Origin of the sequence: Promicromonospora kroppenstedtii, from assembly GCF_044389675.1 — a bacterium.
Lineage (GTDB): Bacteria > Actinomycetota > Actinomycetes > Actinomycetales > Cellulomonadaceae > Promicromonospora > Promicromonospora kroppenstedtii.
Genome location: NZ_JBIRYI010000004.1, coordinates 348,362 through 364,805 on the forward strand (window position 1 = coordinate 348,362; position 16,444 = coordinate 364,805).

General features: G+C 71.1%; 14 protein-coding genes. 13 read left to right on the plus strand and 1 reads right to left on the minus strand.

Features of this window, described 5'->3' with window-relative positions:
• The first annotated feature begins 119 nt into the window (after positions 1–119).
• From ACH47X_RS09065 to ACH47X_RS09080, 4 genes are all read left to right on the plus strand, one after another.
• Positions 120–485: a universal stress protein gene (locus ACH47X_RS09065; protein ID WP_020014331.1), complete on the plus strand. Its 366-nt coding sequence runs from the start codon at positions 120–122 to the stop codon at positions 483–485.
• Positions 486–978: 493 nt separating this feature from the next.
• A complete protein-coding gene (locus ACH47X_RS09070; RefSeq protein ID WP_397403442.1) occupies positions 979–2,667 on the plus strand; it encodes an RNA polymerase sigma factor in 1,689 nt (562 codons plus the stop codon).
• Positions 2,668–2,794: 127 nt separating this feature from the next.
• On the plus strand, positions 2,795–4,378 hold the full coding sequence (locus ACH47X_RS09075) for a SpoIID/LytB domain-containing protein (RefSeq protein ID WP_397403444.1): 1,584 nt from the start codon (positions 2,795–2,797) through the stop codon (positions 4,376–4,378).
• A gap of 159 nt (positions 4,379–4,537) precedes the next feature.
• The gene (locus tag ACH47X_RS09080) at positions 4,538–7,192 is read left to right on the plus strand and encodes a LamG-like jellyroll fold domain-containing protein (RefSeq protein WP_397403446.1); all 2,655 of its coding nucleotides are present in this window, start codon (positions 4,538–4,540) and stop codon (positions 7,190–7,192) included.
• A gap of 134 nt (positions 7,193–7,326) precedes the next feature.
• On the opposite strand, the gene ACH47X_RS09085 is transcribed toward ACH47X_RS09080, so the two are convergent.
• Positions 7,327–7,566, minus strand: a complete 240-nt coding sequence (locus tag ACH47X_RS09085) for a DUF7455 domain-containing protein (RefSeq protein WP_051109391.1) — start codon at positions 7,564–7,566, stop codon at positions 7,327–7,329.
• A gap of 199 nt (positions 7,567–7,765) precedes the next feature.
• Between ACH47X_RS09085 and ACH47X_RS09090 the strand changes: the two genes are divergently transcribed.
• From ACH47X_RS09090 to ACH47X_RS09130, 9 genes are all read left to right on the plus strand, one after another.
• Positions 7,766–9,889 (plus strand): DNA gyrase/topoisomerase IV subunit B, encoded by a 2,124-nt coding sequence (locus ACH47X_RS09090; protein WP_036969902.1) that lies wholly within the window; start codon positions 7,766–7,768, stop codon positions 9,887–9,889.
• 75 nt (positions 9,890–9,964) lie between these two features.
• Positions 9,965–10,393: a DUF4430 domain-containing protein gene (locus tag ACH47X_RS09095; protein ID WP_397403448.1), complete on the plus strand. Its 429-nt coding sequence runs from the start codon at positions 9,965–9,967 to the stop codon at positions 10,391–10,393.
• A complete protein-coding gene (locus tag ACH47X_RS09100) occupies positions 10,372–11,145 on the plus strand; it encodes a DUF6580 family putative transport protein (RefSeq protein ID WP_397403450.1) in 774 nt (257 codons plus the stop codon). Before ACH47X_RS09095 ends, ACH47X_RS09100 begins: the two co-directional genes overlap by 22 nt.
• 237 nt (positions 11,146–11,382) lie before the next feature.
• A complete protein-coding gene (locus ACH47X_RS09105; protein WP_397403452.1) occupies positions 11,383–12,834 on the plus strand; it encodes a lipase family protein in 1,452 nt (483 codons plus the stop codon).
• Between the two features lie 203 nt (positions 12,835–13,037).
• Entirely contained in the window at positions 13,038–13,334 is a 297-nt protein-coding gene (locus tag ACH47X_RS09110) for a WXG100 family type VII secretion target (protein ID WP_121383830.1), read from the plus strand.
• Positions 13,335–13,338: 4 nt separating this feature from the next.
• Entirely contained in the window at positions 13,339–13,620 is a 282-nt protein-coding gene (locus ACH47X_RS09115; RefSeq protein WP_121383829.1) for a hypothetical protein, read from the plus strand.
• A gap of 25 nt (positions 13,621–13,645) precedes the next feature.
• Positions 13,646–15,082 carry a hypothetical protein gene (locus ACH47X_RS09120; protein WP_397403455.1) on the plus strand — a complete coding sequence of 479 codons (1,437 nt, stop codon included), beginning with the start codon at positions 13,646–13,648 and terminating at the stop codon, positions 15,080–15,082.
• Entirely contained in the window at positions 15,079–15,774 is a 696-nt protein-coding gene (locus tag ACH47X_RS09125; RefSeq protein WP_397403457.1) for a hypothetical protein, read from the plus strand. Before ACH47X_RS09120 ends, ACH47X_RS09125 begins: the two co-directional genes overlap by 4 nt.
• Positions 15,771–16,373 carry a hypothetical protein gene (locus ACH47X_RS09130; protein ID WP_397403459.1) on the plus strand — a complete coding sequence of 201 codons (603 nt, stop codon included), beginning with the start codon at positions 15,771–15,773 and terminating at the stop codon, positions 16,371–16,373. Before ACH47X_RS09125 ends, ACH47X_RS09130 begins: the two co-directional genes overlap by 4 nt.
• The last annotated feature ends 71 nt before the right edge of the window (positions 16,374–16,444 follow it).

Below are 16,444 nucleotides of genomic sequence, written 5' to 3' on the forward strand. Positions count from 1 at the left end.
CGGGTGATCCCGCCGGGTGATCTCGCCGCGTGAACAGACCTGGATCAGGCGCCCCGGGTGCGATCCGCCTGCCGTGTGCGGCACGGACCCGGGCCTGGTGTGGGGTAGCGTCGGCTGACATGACGATCGTCGTCGGACACCTCGCCACGCCCGAGGGCCAGGAGGCCCTGAGCACCGCCGTCACCGAGGCCCGGGAGCGCAAGGCCCCGCTGGTCGTCGTCACGAGCGGGAAGCGTCCCGTGGACGAGTGCCGGGCCGAGCTCGACGAGCTGGCGAGCGGCGCGGCGGCCGGCGTCGACCTGCGCGTCGAGGAGGGCACCGGCGACCTCGCCGAGGACCTGATCCGCACCGCGACCAGCACCGGCGCCGAGCTCATCGTGATCGGTCTGCGCCGGCGCAGCCCCGTCGGCAAGCTCATTCTCGGCGCGGGTGCGCAGCGGATCCTCGTCGAGGCGCCGTGCCCCGTGCTGGCCGTCAAGGTCTGAGCTCACGGGCTGAGCCCGGCCGGACCGCGCCCGCCCGAGCTCCACGACCCTGGCCCGAGCTCCACGACCCTGGCCCGAGCGCGGCTTGAACAGCCGAGCCCGAGCCTCGGCCGTGCTTCACCTGCGCCCCACCGGTGCCCCACCCGTGTGCCGGCCGTGTCCTGCCTGGACGTGCGGTCAGCCGTGCCGGTCGCTGTTCCGACCTGGAGCCCTGACGGGGCCCTGCCCGGCCGCCGTCCTACGCCTGGTCCTGGGCAGATTCGCCGGATCTTCGCCGGATCGGGAATGGTGCGGGCACCCGGTTCGTTGACTCTGGGCACGCGAAATCTGAAACCCCGCGGGGTGGTCCCGCCCGACGTGACTTCGCACTGACTTTGCCCATATCACCGCGTTCGTCGCGGGGTACAGGGAGGCCGACGGTACAATATATATGTTCGCCGGCGGAAGAAGAAGGTCCAGTGACGGCCCCGCCGGCAGTACACCGCCCCCTCGAATGCCGAAAGGTCGGTTTGTGGCGCCCACTCCGCTGAAAGCCCCCCAGGACATCGCTCCTGTCCCTGCACGCGACAACCTGCCCCGTGAGTTCGAGCATCCTGCCTTGCAGGAGCTCCTCGCTCGCGGTGCCGCCGACGGCTCGGTCGACGCCGAGAACTTCCGGCGTGCATGCGAGACGGCACAGGTCGGTGACGCCAAGCGGCTGAAGGCGGTGCTGCGCGCACTGGCCAACGCCGGTGTGCAGGTGGGGCTCCCCACTGTGACCAAGGTGGCCGCCGCATCGGCCACCCGGTCCACCGCGGTCGCCGCCAAGGCGCCCGCAGACGAGGCGGAGGCCTCCGCCAAGCCGGCCCGGCGCACCCGGGCGACGGCGGCGAAGACCACGACCGCCAAGAAGTCGGCCCCGGCGCGCTCCACGGCGAAGCCGAAGGACGACGACATGCCCGACGACGTCGATCTCGACTTCGACGACGTCGACGATGACGATGACGAGGCGACGACGAGCACGCGCAAGAAGCCGGCGGGCAAGGCCGGCGCGAAGAAGCCTGCCGCTCGGGGCAAGTCGAAGTACGACAACATCGAGCCCGACGGCGTCGCCGTCGAGGACCCCGAGGACGAGACCGACTCCGGTCCCGAGACCGTCACCAAGACGACTCGTGGCCGTGGCGGCAAGACGGTCAAGGAGGGCGACGAGAGCTCCGGCTTCGTCGTCTCCGACCGGGACGACGACGACCAGCCTGCACAGCAGGTCGTCACGGCCGGTGCGACCGCAGACCCGGTCAAGGACTACCTGAAGCAGATCGGTAAGGTCGCGCTGCTGAACGCGGAGCAGGAGGTCGAGCTCGCGAAGCGCATCGAGGCCGGCCTGTTCGCGGAGGAGCGTCTGGCCACCACGGACTTCGACCGGAACGACAAGGACCAACGCCGGTTCGAGCGCGACCTCAAGTGGATCGCGCACGACGGCAAGCGGGCCAAGAACCACCTCCTGGAGGCCAACCTCCGTCTCGTGGTCTCGCTGGCCAAGCGCTACACGGGCCGCGGCATGCTGTTCCTGGACCTGATCCAGGAGGGCAACCTCGGTCTGATCCGTGCGGTCGAGAAGTTCGACTACACCAAGGGCTACAAGTTCTCGACCTACGCGACCTGGTGGATCCGGCAGGCGATCACGCGTGCCATGGCCGACCAGGCCCGCACCATCCGCATCCCCGTGCACATGGTCGAGGTCATCAACAAGCTGGCCCGCGTCCAGCGCCAGATGCTCCAGGACCTGGGCCGCGAGCCCACGCCGGAGGAGCTGGCCAAGGAGCTGGACATGACCCCCGAGAAGGTGGTCGAGGTCCAGAAGTACGGGCGCGAGCCCATCTCGCTGAGCACCCCGCTCGGTGAGGACGGCGACAGCGAGTTCGGTGACCTCATCGAGGACTCCGAGGCGGTCGTCCCCGCGGACGCCGTGTCGTTCACGCTGCTCCAGGAGCAGCTGCACCAGGTTCTCGACACCCTCTCGGAGCGCGAGGCCGGCGTGGTCTCCATGCGGTTCGGCCTGCAGGACGGCCAGCCCAAGACGCTCGACGAGATCGGCAAGGTCTACGGCGTGACGCGTGAGCGCATCCGTCAGATCGAGTCCAAGACGATGTCGAAGCTGCGCCACCCCTCGCGGTCGCAGGTGCTGCGCGACTACCTCGACTGACCCTCGACCGACGAGCACGCACGGTCCTGACCTGAGTGGGGGTCAGGACGAGCACCACCGACGCCGGGCGGGTGATCTTCTTCGGAAGGGCACCCGCCCGGCGTCGTCGTATGGGAGCGTGCCCGGTGTGTCCCCTTCGAACAGCGCCGCTCCCGCAGCCCTTCTCGCCCGGGTGATCGCGGCCGTCCTCGCCTCCTTCCTCGCGGTCGGCCTGTTCACGGTGCCCGCTGCGGCGGCCGGATACACGCTCAGCGCGTCCGGCACGACGACGACCACGGCGACCGTCTCGAAGACCCTCTCGGCGGTCTACCGCTACAACGGCCGGGCGCAGAAGCGGGTCAAGGTGAACCTGCAGCGGTACAGCAACGGTGCCTGGGTCCAGGTCAAGACCGTGACGACGAACCTCTCGGGCAAGGCGTCGACGGCGGTCAAGCCGTCCGCCACGACGAAGTACCGCTTCAAGACCACGAAGGCGACGAGCTCGACGCTCACCGTCACCGTCGTGCCGGGCTCGTGGGCGATCGCCGGCTCGGGCTACGGCCACGGCGTCGGCATGGCGCAGTGGGGCGCCTACCAGATGGCGCGCGGCGGCAGCTCCGCCGCGCAGATCCTGCGCTACTACTACCCGGGCGCGACCGTGAGCACCGCCAACAACCCCCGTACGTCGGTCGACGTGCAGGTGCTCGGCAGCTCGGGCGACCCTGCCACGACCACCCTGAGTCTGTCCGCCGGGTCCTGGCGCCTCCTGGACGGCGCCGGGACGCAGCTCGCCACCGGCACGTCGGCCCACAGGATCTTGATCGCCCGGACGTCGGCCGGCGTCACCGCGCGGATCACGGAGAACGGCGTCGTGCGGCAGAAGTTCGGCGCCCGCCCGGCCCTCTACCTCGAGTGGACGGGCACCGACTACTGGGACCCCGACGGCACCGCGGGGACGGTCAGCGTGTCCGGCGCGCAGGGCACCTACCGCCACGGCCGCCTGCGGATCAGCAGCCCCGGCACCCTGCCGAACGTGGTCAACCAGGTCGTCATCAACGACGAGTACCTCTACGGGCTCGACGAGATGGCCTCGCTGTGGGGCACGAGCGGCTACGGGGGAGCAGCGGCCCTCCAGGCGCAGGCCGTCGTCGCGCGGAACTACGCCATCCTCGCCAAGACCGCGGGCCTGAAGGCCTCGTGCGACTGCCACCTCTACGACGACACCCGCAGCCAGAACTACACCGGCTGGAAGAAGGAGGGCGGCGAGGCGGGAGCCACGTGGCGCGCGGCCGTGGATGCCACCCGGCAGGACGCCACCGGCACGGTCACGGTGGTGCGCAACGCGTCGGACGGGATCGCCGAGACGCCCTACTTCGCGTCGTCGGGCCGGGGGGGCAGCTTCTCCGGCACCACCAACAACCAGGATGCCTTCGGGACGGCGGCCCAGTCCCACCTCCGGCACGTCGCCGACCCGTACTCCCGGCAGGCGCCGGGCAACCCGTACGTGTCGTGGACCGGCGTCCTGACCCAGGCGAAGGCCAGGAGCGTCTTCAAGCTCACATGGGTCCGCTCCGTCAAGGTCACCGCGCGGTACTCCAGCGGACAGATCAAGACGATGCAGGCGGTCTCCACCACGGGCGGAACCCGCACGCTCACCAAGACCGCGGAAGGCTGGCGCACCGAGCTCGGGTTCCGCGGGTCCTGGGCGCACACCGTGACCGCACGGAAGTGAGGCGGGAACACCGTCGAGCAGGGGTGAATTCAATAGAAATATCCTGAATACACCCTAGGCGGTGCCGCGCCCGGACGTTACGGTAGCCCCTGGCAACGATGCCTGCCGTGTTGCTTGACGTGATGCCTACCGTGTTCCGGGACCAGGAAGGTGACGCCGATGTCGCTAGCAAGGTCGCACCGCAGCCCGTCCGACGCTCAGCCGGCCCGCCAGTCGACCCGCCGACGAGTCAGCCCTTCGGCCAGTCCCACGGTCCGCCGACGGCGGCTGGGCGCCGCGGTCCTGGCCATCGCCACGGGCGCCGTGCTCGCCGTCGTGCCGGGGACGTCGGCGCCGGCGGCGACGCCGCAGGCGAACCAGGCCGAGGCGCCGTCAGCCACCGGCCAGAGCACCGACCAGGCCACCTGGCCCGTCACCGACGCCCACCTGCCCACGCCGTGGACCGAGGAGGTCACGCCTGACAACGCGCTCCCGGAGTACCCGCGCCCGCAGCTGGTCCGGGACCGCTGGGCGAACCTGAACGGCCTGTGGGAGTTCGCGGGCGCCGCTGAGGGCGAGGCGCCGCCGTTCGGGCAGACGCTCGCCGAGGAGATCCTGGTCCCGTACCCGACGGAGTCGGAGCTGTCGGGCATCGACCGGCACGAGGACCACATGTGGTACCGCCGCACGGTCGAGGTCCCGGCGTCCTGGCGCACCGGCGGCCAGCGGACCGTGCTGAACTTCGGCGCCGTGGACCACACCGCGACGGTCTGGGTCAACGGGCGGGAGGTGGCCCACCACGAAGGTGGCTACGGCCGGTTCTCCGCGGACGTCACCGACGCGCTGACGGCGTCGGGCCCGCAGGAGGTGCTGGTCGGCGTCACCGACCGGACCGACGCCACCTGGCAGCCCGTCGGCAAGCAGCGCAACGTCCCGGACCGCGGCATCTTCTACGAGGGCGCGTCCGGGATCTGGCAGACGGTCTGGATGGAGCCCGTCGCGGCGGCCCACGCCACCCGGCTGGACATGACCACCGACGTCGACACGAGCACCATCGCGCTGACCGTCGAGGGTAGCGCGGCGGCCGACGGCGGCACGGCGGAGGTCGTCGTCCGTCACGAGAGCACGGCGGGCACGAAGGGCCGGCTCGCGGCCCGCGCCACCGGGGCCGTCGGCGACGAGCTCTCCGTGCGCGTGCCGGGCGCCCACCTGTGGACGCCCGACGACCCGTACCTCTACGACCTCGAGGTCCGCGTCCGCGACGCGCGCGGCAAGGTCGTCGACACCGTCGGCTCGTACGTCGGCATGCGCGAGATCGGCATCGCGCCGGGCGAGGACGGGCGCAACCGCGTCACCCTCAACGGCGAGGTGGTGTTCCTGCTGTCCACGCTCGACCAGGGCTACTGGCCCGATGGCATCTACACCGCCCCCACGGACGAGGCGCTCGCGTTCGACCTGGAGCAGCACAAGGAGCTGGGCTTCAACACGGTGCGCAAGCACATCAAGGTCGAGCCGGACCGCTGGTTCTACCACGCCGACCGGCTCGGCCTGCTGGTCTGGCAGGACATGCCGTCGATGAAGACGGGCCGGCCGCCGGTCGAGGCGCAGGAGCGCTTCGAGCGCGAGCTGCACGAGATCGTCGACCAGAACAAGAGCTGGACCTCGGTGATCGGCTGGGTCCCGTTCAACGAGGGCTGGGGCGAGTGGTCCCAGGAGGCGACGGGACGCATCGCGCGCGAGGTCAAGGCGCAGGACCCGACCCGGCTCGTCAACGCGCACTCCGGCGTCAACTGCTGCGACTCGCTGGGCGACAGCGGCGCGGGCGACATCATCGACTGGCACCAGTACGTGGGCCCGGCCCAGCCGGTGCCGGACGCCACCCGGGCGTCGATCGACGGCGAGCACGGCGGCTTCGGCCTGGAGGTCGACGGGCACATGTGGTTCGAGGACGGCCACGCCTACGAGATGACGCCCGACGTCGCCACGCTCACCCGGCGCTACGTCGAGAACACGCAGGACGTGCTCACGTCGGCGCAGCAGTGCGGCATCAGCGGGTCGATCTACACGCAGATCACCGACGTGGAGCACGAGGTCAACGGCTTCCTCACCTATGACCGGCAGGTCGAGAAGATGGACTTCGGCCAGGTCCGGGAGGTGAACGACGCGGTCATCGCGGGCGCGGACGGGTCGGGCGCGGAACCGCCCGTGGTCGACCCCGGGACACCGGGCCCGACCGGCGTGCACGCCTGGGGCTTCGACGAGGGGTCCGGCACGGTGGCCGCGGACGGCGTGGGCGACGCCGACGCGACCCTGACCGGCACCACCTGGGCCGACGGCGTGGCCGGCGGCGCCCTGTCGTTCGACGGTTCGGGTGAGGCCGACACGGGGCAGACCCTGGTGCGTACCGACGGCTCCTACAGCGTCTCGGCGTGGGCCAGGCTCGACGTGGCTGACGGCGGCTTCCAGACCGTGGTCAGCCAGGACACCGGCGCCAACAGCGCGTTCTTCCTGCAGTACTCGGGGCAGGACCAGCGCTGGGCCATGAGCTTCGTGGGGGCGCGGGCGCTGTCACCCGAGAAGCCGGAGCCGGGCCGCTGGTATCACCTCACGGGCGTGCGCGACGCCGCGACGGGGGAGCTGTCGCTCTACGTGGACGGCGAGCGGGTGGCCACGAAGGACGTCTGCACGGCACCCGAGACGCAGGGGCCGCTGGTGATCGGTCGTGGCCAGTACGGCGGGAACGAGGTGGACCACCTGCGCGGTGACGTCGACGACGTCCGGGTCTTCGACCGGGCGCTGTCGGCCGCCGAGGTGGCGGAGCTCGCGGCGGGCTGACGGTCTCGCCCGGGCTCCGGCCCTGGCCCCGGGTGCGGGCATGACAACGCCGGCGGTGGGTCACCCTTCGGGGTGGCTCACCGCCGGCGTCGGTCTGTCGGCGTGTGTGGTCCGGTGGTCGTCCGGCCTGGGTGTCAGGCCTGGCCGTGCTCCGCGTGGAGCCGGTCGGTCTCGTCCTGGACATGGGTGGCGACGTCCGCGTAGGCGGACGCGTGTGCGCGCGCGTGGTGGCCGCAGAAGAGCAGCTCGCCCACGGGCAGAACGACGCGCACGTAGGCCTGCGCGCCGCAGCGGTCGCAGCGGTCGAGGGCGGTGAGCGGTTCGGTCGTCAAGGTCGTCACATCTCCATCCAACCATTCGCTCGCGCGGTTCATGCCGGCCCGGGTGGGCGGTTCGCTGCGAGCATAGCGGCGTGGCTCACAGTTTTGGTCCCCTTCCGCCCCCAATTGCGCTGAAAGGGTAATTTCTGTCATCGGGTGAATCTTGCTGTCACACAGCCGTTCGGTCAGCTCTTCCAGCGTTCTCCCGGGGCGCCTGACGTGGGTTGTCGGTGACCTCGTCTACGCTGTCGCCGTGACCGCAACGTCCGAGTCGTACACCGCTCGCCACCTGTCCGTCCTCGAGGGTCTCGAGGCGGTCCGTAAGCGTCCCGGCATGTACATCGGGACCACCGACTCCCGTGGCCTGATGCACTGCCTCTGGGAAGTCATCGACAACTCCGTCGACGAGGCCCTGGGTGGCCATGCCACGAAGATCGGGGTCGTGCTGCACGCCGACACCTCGGTCACGGTGTCCGACGACGGCCGTGGCATCCCGGTCGACATCGAGCCCAAGACCGGCCTGAGCGGCGTCGAGGTGGTCTACACCAAGCTGCACGCGGGCGGTAAGTTCGGCGGCGGCTCCTACCAGGCGTCCGGTGGTCTGCACGGCGTCGGTGCCTCCGTGGTGAACGCGCTGTCCTCGCGCCTCGACGTCGAGGTGGACCGCGGCGGCAAGACGCACCGCATGACCTTCCACCGCGGCGAGCCCGGCATGTTCTCCGACCCCGCGTCGGGGCCGAGCCCGGACGCCGCGTTCCAGCCCTTCGTGGACCACTCCGAGCTCGCCGTCGTCGGCAAGGTCGCGCGCGGCCGCACCGGCACGCGCGTGCGCTACTGGGCCGACCGGCAGATCTTCCCCAAGTCCGCGGTGTTCAGCTACGACGAGCTGGTCACCCGCGTCCGGCAGACCACGTTCCTGGTGCCGGGCCTGGAGATCGTCGTCCGCGACGAGCGCGGCCTGCCCGGCACCCCGGGCGAGAACGGCCCCCACGAGGAGTCCTTCAAGCACACCGGCGGCGCCGCTGACTTCGTCGAGTTCCTGGCCCCCGACGCCCCTGTCACGGCGACCTGGGTCCTGCGGGGCTCGGGCAACTTCACCGAGACGGTGCCGGTGCTGGACGAGCGCGGCCACATGTCGCCGCGTGAGGTGCAGCGCGAGTGCGAGGTCGACATCGCGTTGCGCTGGGGCACGGGCTACGACACCGAGGTGCGTTCGTTCGTCAACATCATCTCGACCCCCAAGGGCGGCACCCACCTGACGGGCTTCGAGCAGGGCCTGCTCAAGGTGATCCGCAAGAACGTCGAGGCCAACGCCCGCAAGCTCAAGGTCTCCACCAAGGACGGCGCGGAGCGCATCGAGAAGGACGACGCGCTCGCGGGCCTCACGGCCGTGGTCACCGTGCGCCTGGCCGAGCCGCAGTTCGAGGGGCAGACCAAGGAGGTGCTGGGCACCGGACCGGTGCGCCAGATCGTCTCCCGCGTCGTCGAGAAGGAGATCCAGGCCCTCCTGAGCTCCACCAAGCGCGACGAGAAGACACAGGCCTCGCTGCTCCTGGACAAGATCGTCGCCGAGATGCGCGCGCGCATCACGGCCCGCAAGCAGAAGGAGATCTCGCGCCGCAAGAACGCGCTGGAGACCTCCTCGCTGCCTGCCAAGCTCGCGGACTGCCGCTCGAACGACGTGGAGCGCTCCGAGCTGTTCATCGTCGAGGGCGACAGCGCGCTCGGCACCGCCAAGCTGGCGCGCTCTAGCGACTTCCAGGCGCTGCTGCCGATCCGCGGCAAGATCCTGAACGTCCAGAAGGCGTCGATCAGCGACATGCTGCGCAACGCCGAGTGCGCCGCGATCATCCAGGTGCTGGGCGCGGGCTCCGGCCGGTCCTTCGACATCGAGGCGGCCCGCTACGGCAAGATCATCATGATGACCGACGCCGACGTCGACGGCGCGCACATCCGCACGCTGCTGCTGACGCTGTTCTACCGGTACATGAAGCCGATGGTCGAGGCCGGGCGCGTGTTCGCCGCGGTCCCGCCGCTGCACCGCGTCGAGGTGATCGGCAGCGGCCGGCGCAAGAACGAGTACATCTACACCTACTCCGAGGCCGAGCTGGGCGCCACGCTCCGGAAGCTCGACAAGGCGGGCCGGCGCTACAAGCCGGACATCCAGCGTTACAAGGGTCTGGGCGAGATGGACGCCGACCAGCTCGCGGAGACCACCATGGACCCGCGGCACCGCACGCTGCGCCGGGTCACCGCGGAGCACGCCGAGGCGGCCGAGCGTGCGTTCGAGCTGCTCATGGGCACCGACGTGGCGCCCCGCAAGGAGTTCCTCATCAACGGCGCGGCCGAGCTGGACCGGTCCCGGATCGACGCCTGAGGCGGCCGGTGCACCGGGCGCCCGCCGCCTGAGACGGCGGCGCCGTACGGCGTGCCCCGACCTAGACTGGCCGGCGTGAACACGACCTCTCGCCGCTCGCTGACGGCAGTCGCCTCCGCGGCCACCGCTCTTCTCGTCGCCGGCCTGCTCGGCGCCTGTGGCGGTACGACCGCGGAGCCGGAGACCATGGTCTCCGCGACCCTGAGCCAGCAGTCGGACGCCGAGACGGCCGGCCCGTCGTCGTCGGCCGAAGCGGACACCCTGAGCTACCCCGGCCGCACGGGCGCGACCGCCCTGGAGCTGCTGCTCGAGGCCGACCCGTCGGCGGAGGTCACCGGCGAGGGCGAGAACGCCTTCGTGACCGCCATCAACGGCCGCGCCGCCGACGACTCGAAGAACGAGTTCTGGTCGCTGTCCGTGGACGGCGAGCCCGCGCAGGTGGGCGCGGGATCCCTGGAGACCGAGGACGGTCAGGAGATCACGTGGACGATCGACACGTTCTGAGCCCGTCCGACGACGGCGCCCGCTCTGGTGCGACCCGGAGCGGGGCTGCGTCGCACGCCGACGACCGCCGCGGGCGCGATCCGCACGCCCGCGAGCCGGCCGACGACGTGCGGGGCGGCCTGGCCGACGGCCCGCGCGGTGACCTGGCCGGCGGCCCGCAGGGTGACCTGGCCGCCCGCGACCTGACGGTCCAGGAGCTGGCCCACCGCTGGTGGCGCCCGGCGACCGTGGTGCTCGTGCTGGCCGCTGCGGTGGTGTGGCGGTTGGTCGCGCCCGGTCTCGGCGCCCCGCCGAACCTCGAGATCGCGACGGCGGCGACCTTTCTCGCCGTGCTCCTGCTGCGCAACCGGTGGGCGGCCGTGGTGCCGTTCGTCGTCGTCGCGGTAAGCGACGCGGTGCTCGGCAACACGCAGATCATGTGGTTCACCTGGTCGGCGTGGGCCGTGGTGGGCGTCGGTGCGATCCTCGCGCGGCACCTGCGCGGGCCCGGCCGGTACGCGGCCGCGCTCGGCGTGGGCGTCGTCGGCTCGCTGTGGTTCTTCGCCTGGACCAACTTCGGCGTGTGGCTGCTGGACGGGATGTACCCGTCAACCCTCGACGGCCTGCTCGCGAGCTACGTGGCGGGCCTGCCGTTCCTGCGCACCATGCTGCTGGGCAACCTGGTCCTCGTTCCGTTGGCCGCCCTCGTCGCGGACCTGGTGGAGCGCGCCGAGACGACCACGTCGGCGGCGACGGCCCCGGCCAAGGGCTAACCACCCGGCCGGCGCGAGACTGCCACCGACTTCGGCCAGTTGCACTGAGAGCGGTCAGTTGACCGACCGGTCTCAGTGCAACTGGCCGAAGTCATGACACGGGAGTCATTGAGCCGGAGTCATTGAGCCGGAGTGGGCCTGTCCTGTCAGTGCTATTGCGGTTACAGTCAGTAGCGGCCCGCCCGCGGGCCCGGTCGCTCAGCGCCGAGCGCCCGAGGACCTCACCGAGGAGATCCGATGCCGCTCGTCAACGACTCGCACGACTCGCGCGCCTCGTCCGCGCCCTCGCCGGCAGGCCCACCCGGCATCCCGCCTGCAGAGTTGCCCGCGCCGCCGTCCTCCGCCCCGCCTGCCGCTCCGGCCCGGGTGCCGTCCGCTGCGCCCGAGCCCGGCCGACGTCGTCCCCGGCTGCGCTGGGCTGCCGTCGTCGCTGCCCTGACCGTACTCGCTCTCCCCGCGGTGGCCGCTGCTCCGGCCACGGCGGACGAGTCGCCCGCCCCCGCCGACCTCTTCGCACGGGCGGACCAGCCCTCGCCAGCGCCCAGCACCTCCGGCACCTCCGGCACCTCCGGCACCTCCGATGTCCCAGACGTCCCTGCCATCCCCAACCAGGCTGTCCCGCTCGACGACTTCTACACCCCGCCCACCCCGCTCCCCGACGGGGCGGACGGTGAGATCGTCCGGTGGCGCGAGGAGCCCCGGCAGCTCACCGCCCGCAACTACCTGGTGATGTACCACTCGACCAACGCGACCGGGCAGGACATCCCGGTGACCGGCCGGGTGCTGGTGCCGAACACGCCGTGGCGTGGTGAGGGTCCGCGGCCGATCGTCTCGGTGGCGAGCGGCACGCGCGGCGTCGGCGACACGTGCGCGCCGTCGCGCTGGCTCGACTACGAGCGACCGTTCATCGAGCCGATGCTGCTGGCAGGCTGGGCCGTGGTCGTGACCGACTACGAGGGGCTCGGCACGCCGGGCGGGCACACCTACGTGGTGGGCCAGTCCGAGGGGCGCACCGTCATCGACATCGTGCGAGCCGCGACGAATCTGCCGGCCACGGGGCTGGAGGCCGGCGGCAAGGTCGCGTTCTCCGGGTACTCGCAGGGCGGTGGGGGCGCGATGTGGGCAGGTGAGCTGCAGCCCGAGTACGCGCCGGAGCTCGACCTGGTGGGCGTCGCCGCGGGCGGTGTGCCCGCCGACCTGACCGAGGTCGCCGAGGGGCTCGACGGAAAGGTCGGGTTCGGGTTCCTCCTGTTCGCGGCCTACGGGCTCGACGCCGCCTACCCCGAGCTGGACCTCGAGTCCTACCTGAACGAACGCGGCCGCGAGACCTACGAGCGCGAGAAGGACGCGTGCGTCGAGGCCACCCTGCCGCACGCGTTCCAGGACATCGGTATGTTCACGACGACGAACCCGCTGCGGTCGCCGCAGTGGCAGGCCCGTCTCGACGAGAACCGGCTCGGCGCCAACCCGCCCGACGTCCCGATCCGGCTCTTCCACGGCACGCTCGACGAGATCGTCGCCCCGGGCCAGGCACGGACCCTGCGCGACGAGTACTGCGCGGCGGGCGCGGAGGTCCAGTGGGAGTGGCACCTCGGCGAGCACGTCTCGACGATGGTGACCGGGGCGCCCGGCGTCATCGCGTTCCTCGATCGGAGGTTCGAGGACCGGCCCTTCCTCGGACACTGCTGAGAGCACAAAGCCCCAGGTGAGGGGCGCTTTTTGATCGAGTTTGCGACGGGCTCGGGGTGATCCCCGGGCCCGTCGTCGCTGCGCCGCGTGCCGTTCCCCGGCCGTTCACTCGCGCGTCGCCGTCCGGTTAGTCCGATTGATGACGATTACCGGGTACGTGAGTCCGTCCGCGCACGACCAACACCCGAGCGAGGGGTTCTGTCATGGCCAACATCAATGTGACCTTCCAGCAGATGGAGGACGCTTCCCAGCGCATGAAGCAGGAGGCGGACGACATGCAGGCGAAGCTGGACCAGCTGCGCACCATGGTCGACAACCTGGTCCAGGACGGCTACGTGACGGACAAGTCCTCCAAGCGCTTCGACGAGTCCTACAAGGAGCTCGACAAGGGTGGCAAGCAGGTCATGGAGGGTCTGAACGGCATCGGCGAGTACCTCAAGCAGGCCGCCGAGGCGCTCCGCAAGACCGACGAAGAGCTCGCGAACGCCCTGAACAAGTAGTCCCATGGCCGACCTGGTAGTCACGTCGGTCGCCGTCGACGACGCCGCCACCCAGCTGGCGGCGATCGTCGACGAGTTCAAGAACATGGGGAAGCTGTGGGAGGACGGCACCGTCTGGGGTCACGACACCGTCAAGAGGGCCATGGACGACTTCGTCGAGGACTGGTGGGTCAAGCGGGAGAAGCTCACCACCAACCTCTCTGACCTGCAGAAGAAGATGGAGCAGGCCGCGGAGCAGTGGAACAACCTGGAGATCGAGCTCGCGGCGTCGTTCGACGAGCAGTAGTTGGACCAGCAGCAGGAGGACGACGATGGGCGACACCCGGGCCGGGGAATGGCATCTGCTCGACTACGACTCCGACCCCGTCCCGGCCGACGTGGCCGGGCTGGACCCGGTGATCAAGCACTACGAGGACATCGCGCTGGCGATGTCCACCCAGGCCAGGCTGCTCAAGAAGATCGGCGACGGCGACGAGACCCTCCTCAAGGGCAAGGCCGCCGACGCCATGCGCAAGCGGTCCAGGGAGAGCGCCGAGGCGCTGAACAAGGCGTCCGGCCGGTACGACGACATCCGGGACGCGCTGCGGACCTTCCGACCGGAGCTGGAGTACGCGCGCTCCGAGACGGGCCTCGCGCTGACAGCGGCCCAGGACGCGGCCGCCGCCCAGCGGGGCGCCGAAGGCCTGCCCGACCCGGTGAACGCCGACCGGCCGGACGACGCCCCGCCGCTGACCGACAAGGAGCGGCAGGAGTCCGAGAGTCGCACCGGCAAGATCAACGAGGCCAAGGGCGACCTGGAGGCGGCCAAGGCCAAGGCGCGAGCCGCCATGGTCCGGTTCGACGCCGCTGCCACCGCCGCGGCGAACAAGATCCGCGAGAACTGGGCCGACGACGGCCTGCACCACAGCGGCTGGGAAGCGTTCCTGCACAAGCTGAACAAGTTCCTCAAGAAGCTCGTCGAGATCCTGATGTACATCGGCATGGCGCTCGCGGTGCTGAGCATCCTGATCCCCGGGCTGAACGTGCTGACGCTGCTGAGCGTGGTGGCCACCGTGGTCTCGGTGGCGGCCAGCTTCATCCTGGCGATCCAGGGGGAGGGGAGCTGGCTCAGCGTCATCATCGGCGTGCTCAGCCTCGGCCTGATCGGTGTCGCGGCGAAGATGGCAAGCTCGCTCAAGGGCATCCAGGCCTCGCTGCTGGCCAAGGGCGCCGGGTCCTTCGGCACCCAGAACCGGCAGCTCCAGTTCCTGCTCCGCGACCGCGAGTGGCTGCGCAGGATGGTCGACATCGGCCGCAGCCCGGAGCTGACCCGCCGGATCAACGACCTGACGATCACGCTGGGGCCGCTGGGCCGGAACCTGCGCGGCTGGCAGGACTTCGCGGGCAAGACCAGCGTCTCGCCGGGCTGGTGGCAGGTCTTCTCCAACCCGAAGTACTTCGCCACGGACCTGAGCCGGCTCATGGACCGTCTCGGCGGCGGGACCTGGCGCTGGGACCGCTTGATCGGCATCAGTGACATCAAGGACGTGCAGAAGATCACGTCCGCGCTCGGCCAGATCGGCGTCACGGGCTTCGCGATCAAGCCCTGGATGTACATCGGCCCCATCTCCTACACCTTCTCCTGGGCCATGCGGCCGTTCAGCCTTCTCAATCCGTCCAACTTCAACCCGAGCGACCCGCGCTGGAGCCTCTACGGCTGGCGGGACGCCGACTACAGCGGCCTCTACGGAGAGAACCCGGTCCTATGACCACATCGAGTACGCCGACCGCGCCGAGCACGCCGCCCGCACCCGGCCTGCCCGGCTGGACCTGGCGGGTCGAGCCGCCGGACAACTGGATCGTGGTCCCGGCGCTCGCGACCGAGGACGCCGAGGACGTCGCTGCCTGGGAGCGCGAGGCCCTCGGCGCGGTGCGGGAGTCGCTCCGGACGCAGTACGACGCCGAGCCCGCAGAGCCCGTCGAGCTCGACGACGCCGGACGGGCCGCGCTCGACCGGGCCGCCGCGGAGTCCGTGGCCAACCTGCGGGCGTTCGCCGACGGTATGGCGGCCGAGGGCCACCGTGTCGTCGCGGCGCTCGGGGTGCTGGGCCGCGGCCCCGTCCCGGTGCTGGTCGCCGTCGGCGCGAGCGACCCGGCCGACCCCGACGACGGCCTGCTGGCCGCGCTCGGTGCGACCGGCGGCAACCCCGTGAGCCCGCCGACCGTCGAGTACCCCGACCTGCCCGAGGGCGACGGGGTGCGGGTGACCCGCCTCGACGTCGGTGAGTTCTCCGGAGGCGGCTGGCTCAGCATCGGCCTCGGCCGGCGCGCGGAGTACGACGACGTCGTGGTGGACACCGTGCTCGTGTGGCGGTCCCAGGACCTCATGCTCGGCGCCGCGATGCTGGAGCTGCTCGACGAGCTCCTGCCCGCGGTGCGCGTCGTCCGGACCGCGGCATGACCGGGGTGGTGCCGGGGCCGCAGCCGCGCCGGAAGCCCACCGACGAGTGGGCCTTCCTGCTGCCGCCGGGCTGGGCGCGGTTCCCCGCGGGCCCGGAGCACGCGGGCCCGGAGCACGCGGGCCCGGAGCACGCGGGAGCGGCCGGGACCGCCCCCGGCGTCGTCTACCTCCCGACCGAGCCCGTCGCCGGGATGGCCGTACCGGCGTCGATCACCGAGACGGAGATCCTGGGCGACCGGAGGGCGGACCCGGCCGTGGTCGCGGCGGACGTGCTGGGCACGGGCTACACGGTGAGCGGGCCCGTTGACCTGGACGGACGTCCGGGTGCGCGGCTGACGCACACGGTGCACGATGTGCACCGTGAGGGCGACCGGCCGACGGTCTCCACACGCCAGGTCGCGTACGTCGTCCTGCGGGACGAGGCCGACGGCGACTGGCTGGTCCTCACCTTCAGCACCAGCTGGAGCAGCCGGGGCACCGAGCGGCTGGCCGAGACCTTGGTCGAGTTCTTCGACGCGGTCATGGCCACATTCCGCTGGCGCGGCCCCGGCGCGGACCCCGTGCACCTGCCCGAACGAAGGGTCCCGGGATCGGTGTAGGGAATCACCCGTAGATTCACCCCGGGGGTGTCCGGTTCATGTACGATCGCCCTGTTTTCCACGAGGCAACC

Coding starts and splice junctions, on each gene's coding strand:
- ACH47X_RS09065 (WP_020014331.1), top strand. CDS start 120: ATGACGATCGTCGTCGGACACCTCGCCACGCCCGAGGGCCAGGAGGCC.
- ACH47X_RS09070 (WP_397403442.1), top strand. CDS start 979: ATGCCGAAAGGTCGGTTTGTGGCGCCCACTCCGCTGAAAGCCCCCCAG.
- ACH47X_RS09080 (WP_397403446.1), top strand. CDS start 4,538: ATGTCGCTAGCAAGGTCGCACCGCAGCCCGTCCGACGCTCAGCCGGCC.
- ACH47X_RS09085 (WP_051109391.1), bottom strand. CDS start 7,566: ATGAACCGCGCGAGCGAATGGTTGGATGGAGATGTGACGACCTTGACG.
- ACH47X_RS09105 (WP_397403452.1), top strand. CDS start 11,383: ATGCCGCTCGTCAACGACTCGCACGACTCGCGCGCCTCGTCCGCGCCC.
- ACH47X_RS09110 (WP_121383830.1), top strand. CDS start 13,038: ATGGCCAACATCAATGTGACCTTCCAGCAGATGGAGGACGCTTCCCAG.
- ACH47X_RS09115 (WP_121383829.1), top strand. CDS start 13,339: ATGGCCGACCTGGTAGTCACGTCGGTCGCCGTCGACGACGCCGCCACC.
- ACH47X_RS09120 (WP_397403455.1), top strand. CDS start 13,646: ATGGGCGACACCCGGGCCGGGGAATGGCATCTGCTCGACTACGACTCC.
- ACH47X_RS09125 (WP_397403457.1), top strand. CDS start 15,079: ATGACCACATCGAGTACGCCGACCGCGCCGAGCACGCCGCCCGCACCC.
- ACH47X_RS09130 (WP_397403459.1), top strand. CDS start 15,771: ATGACCGGGGTGGTGCCGGGGCCGCAGCCGCGCCGGAAGCCCACCGAC.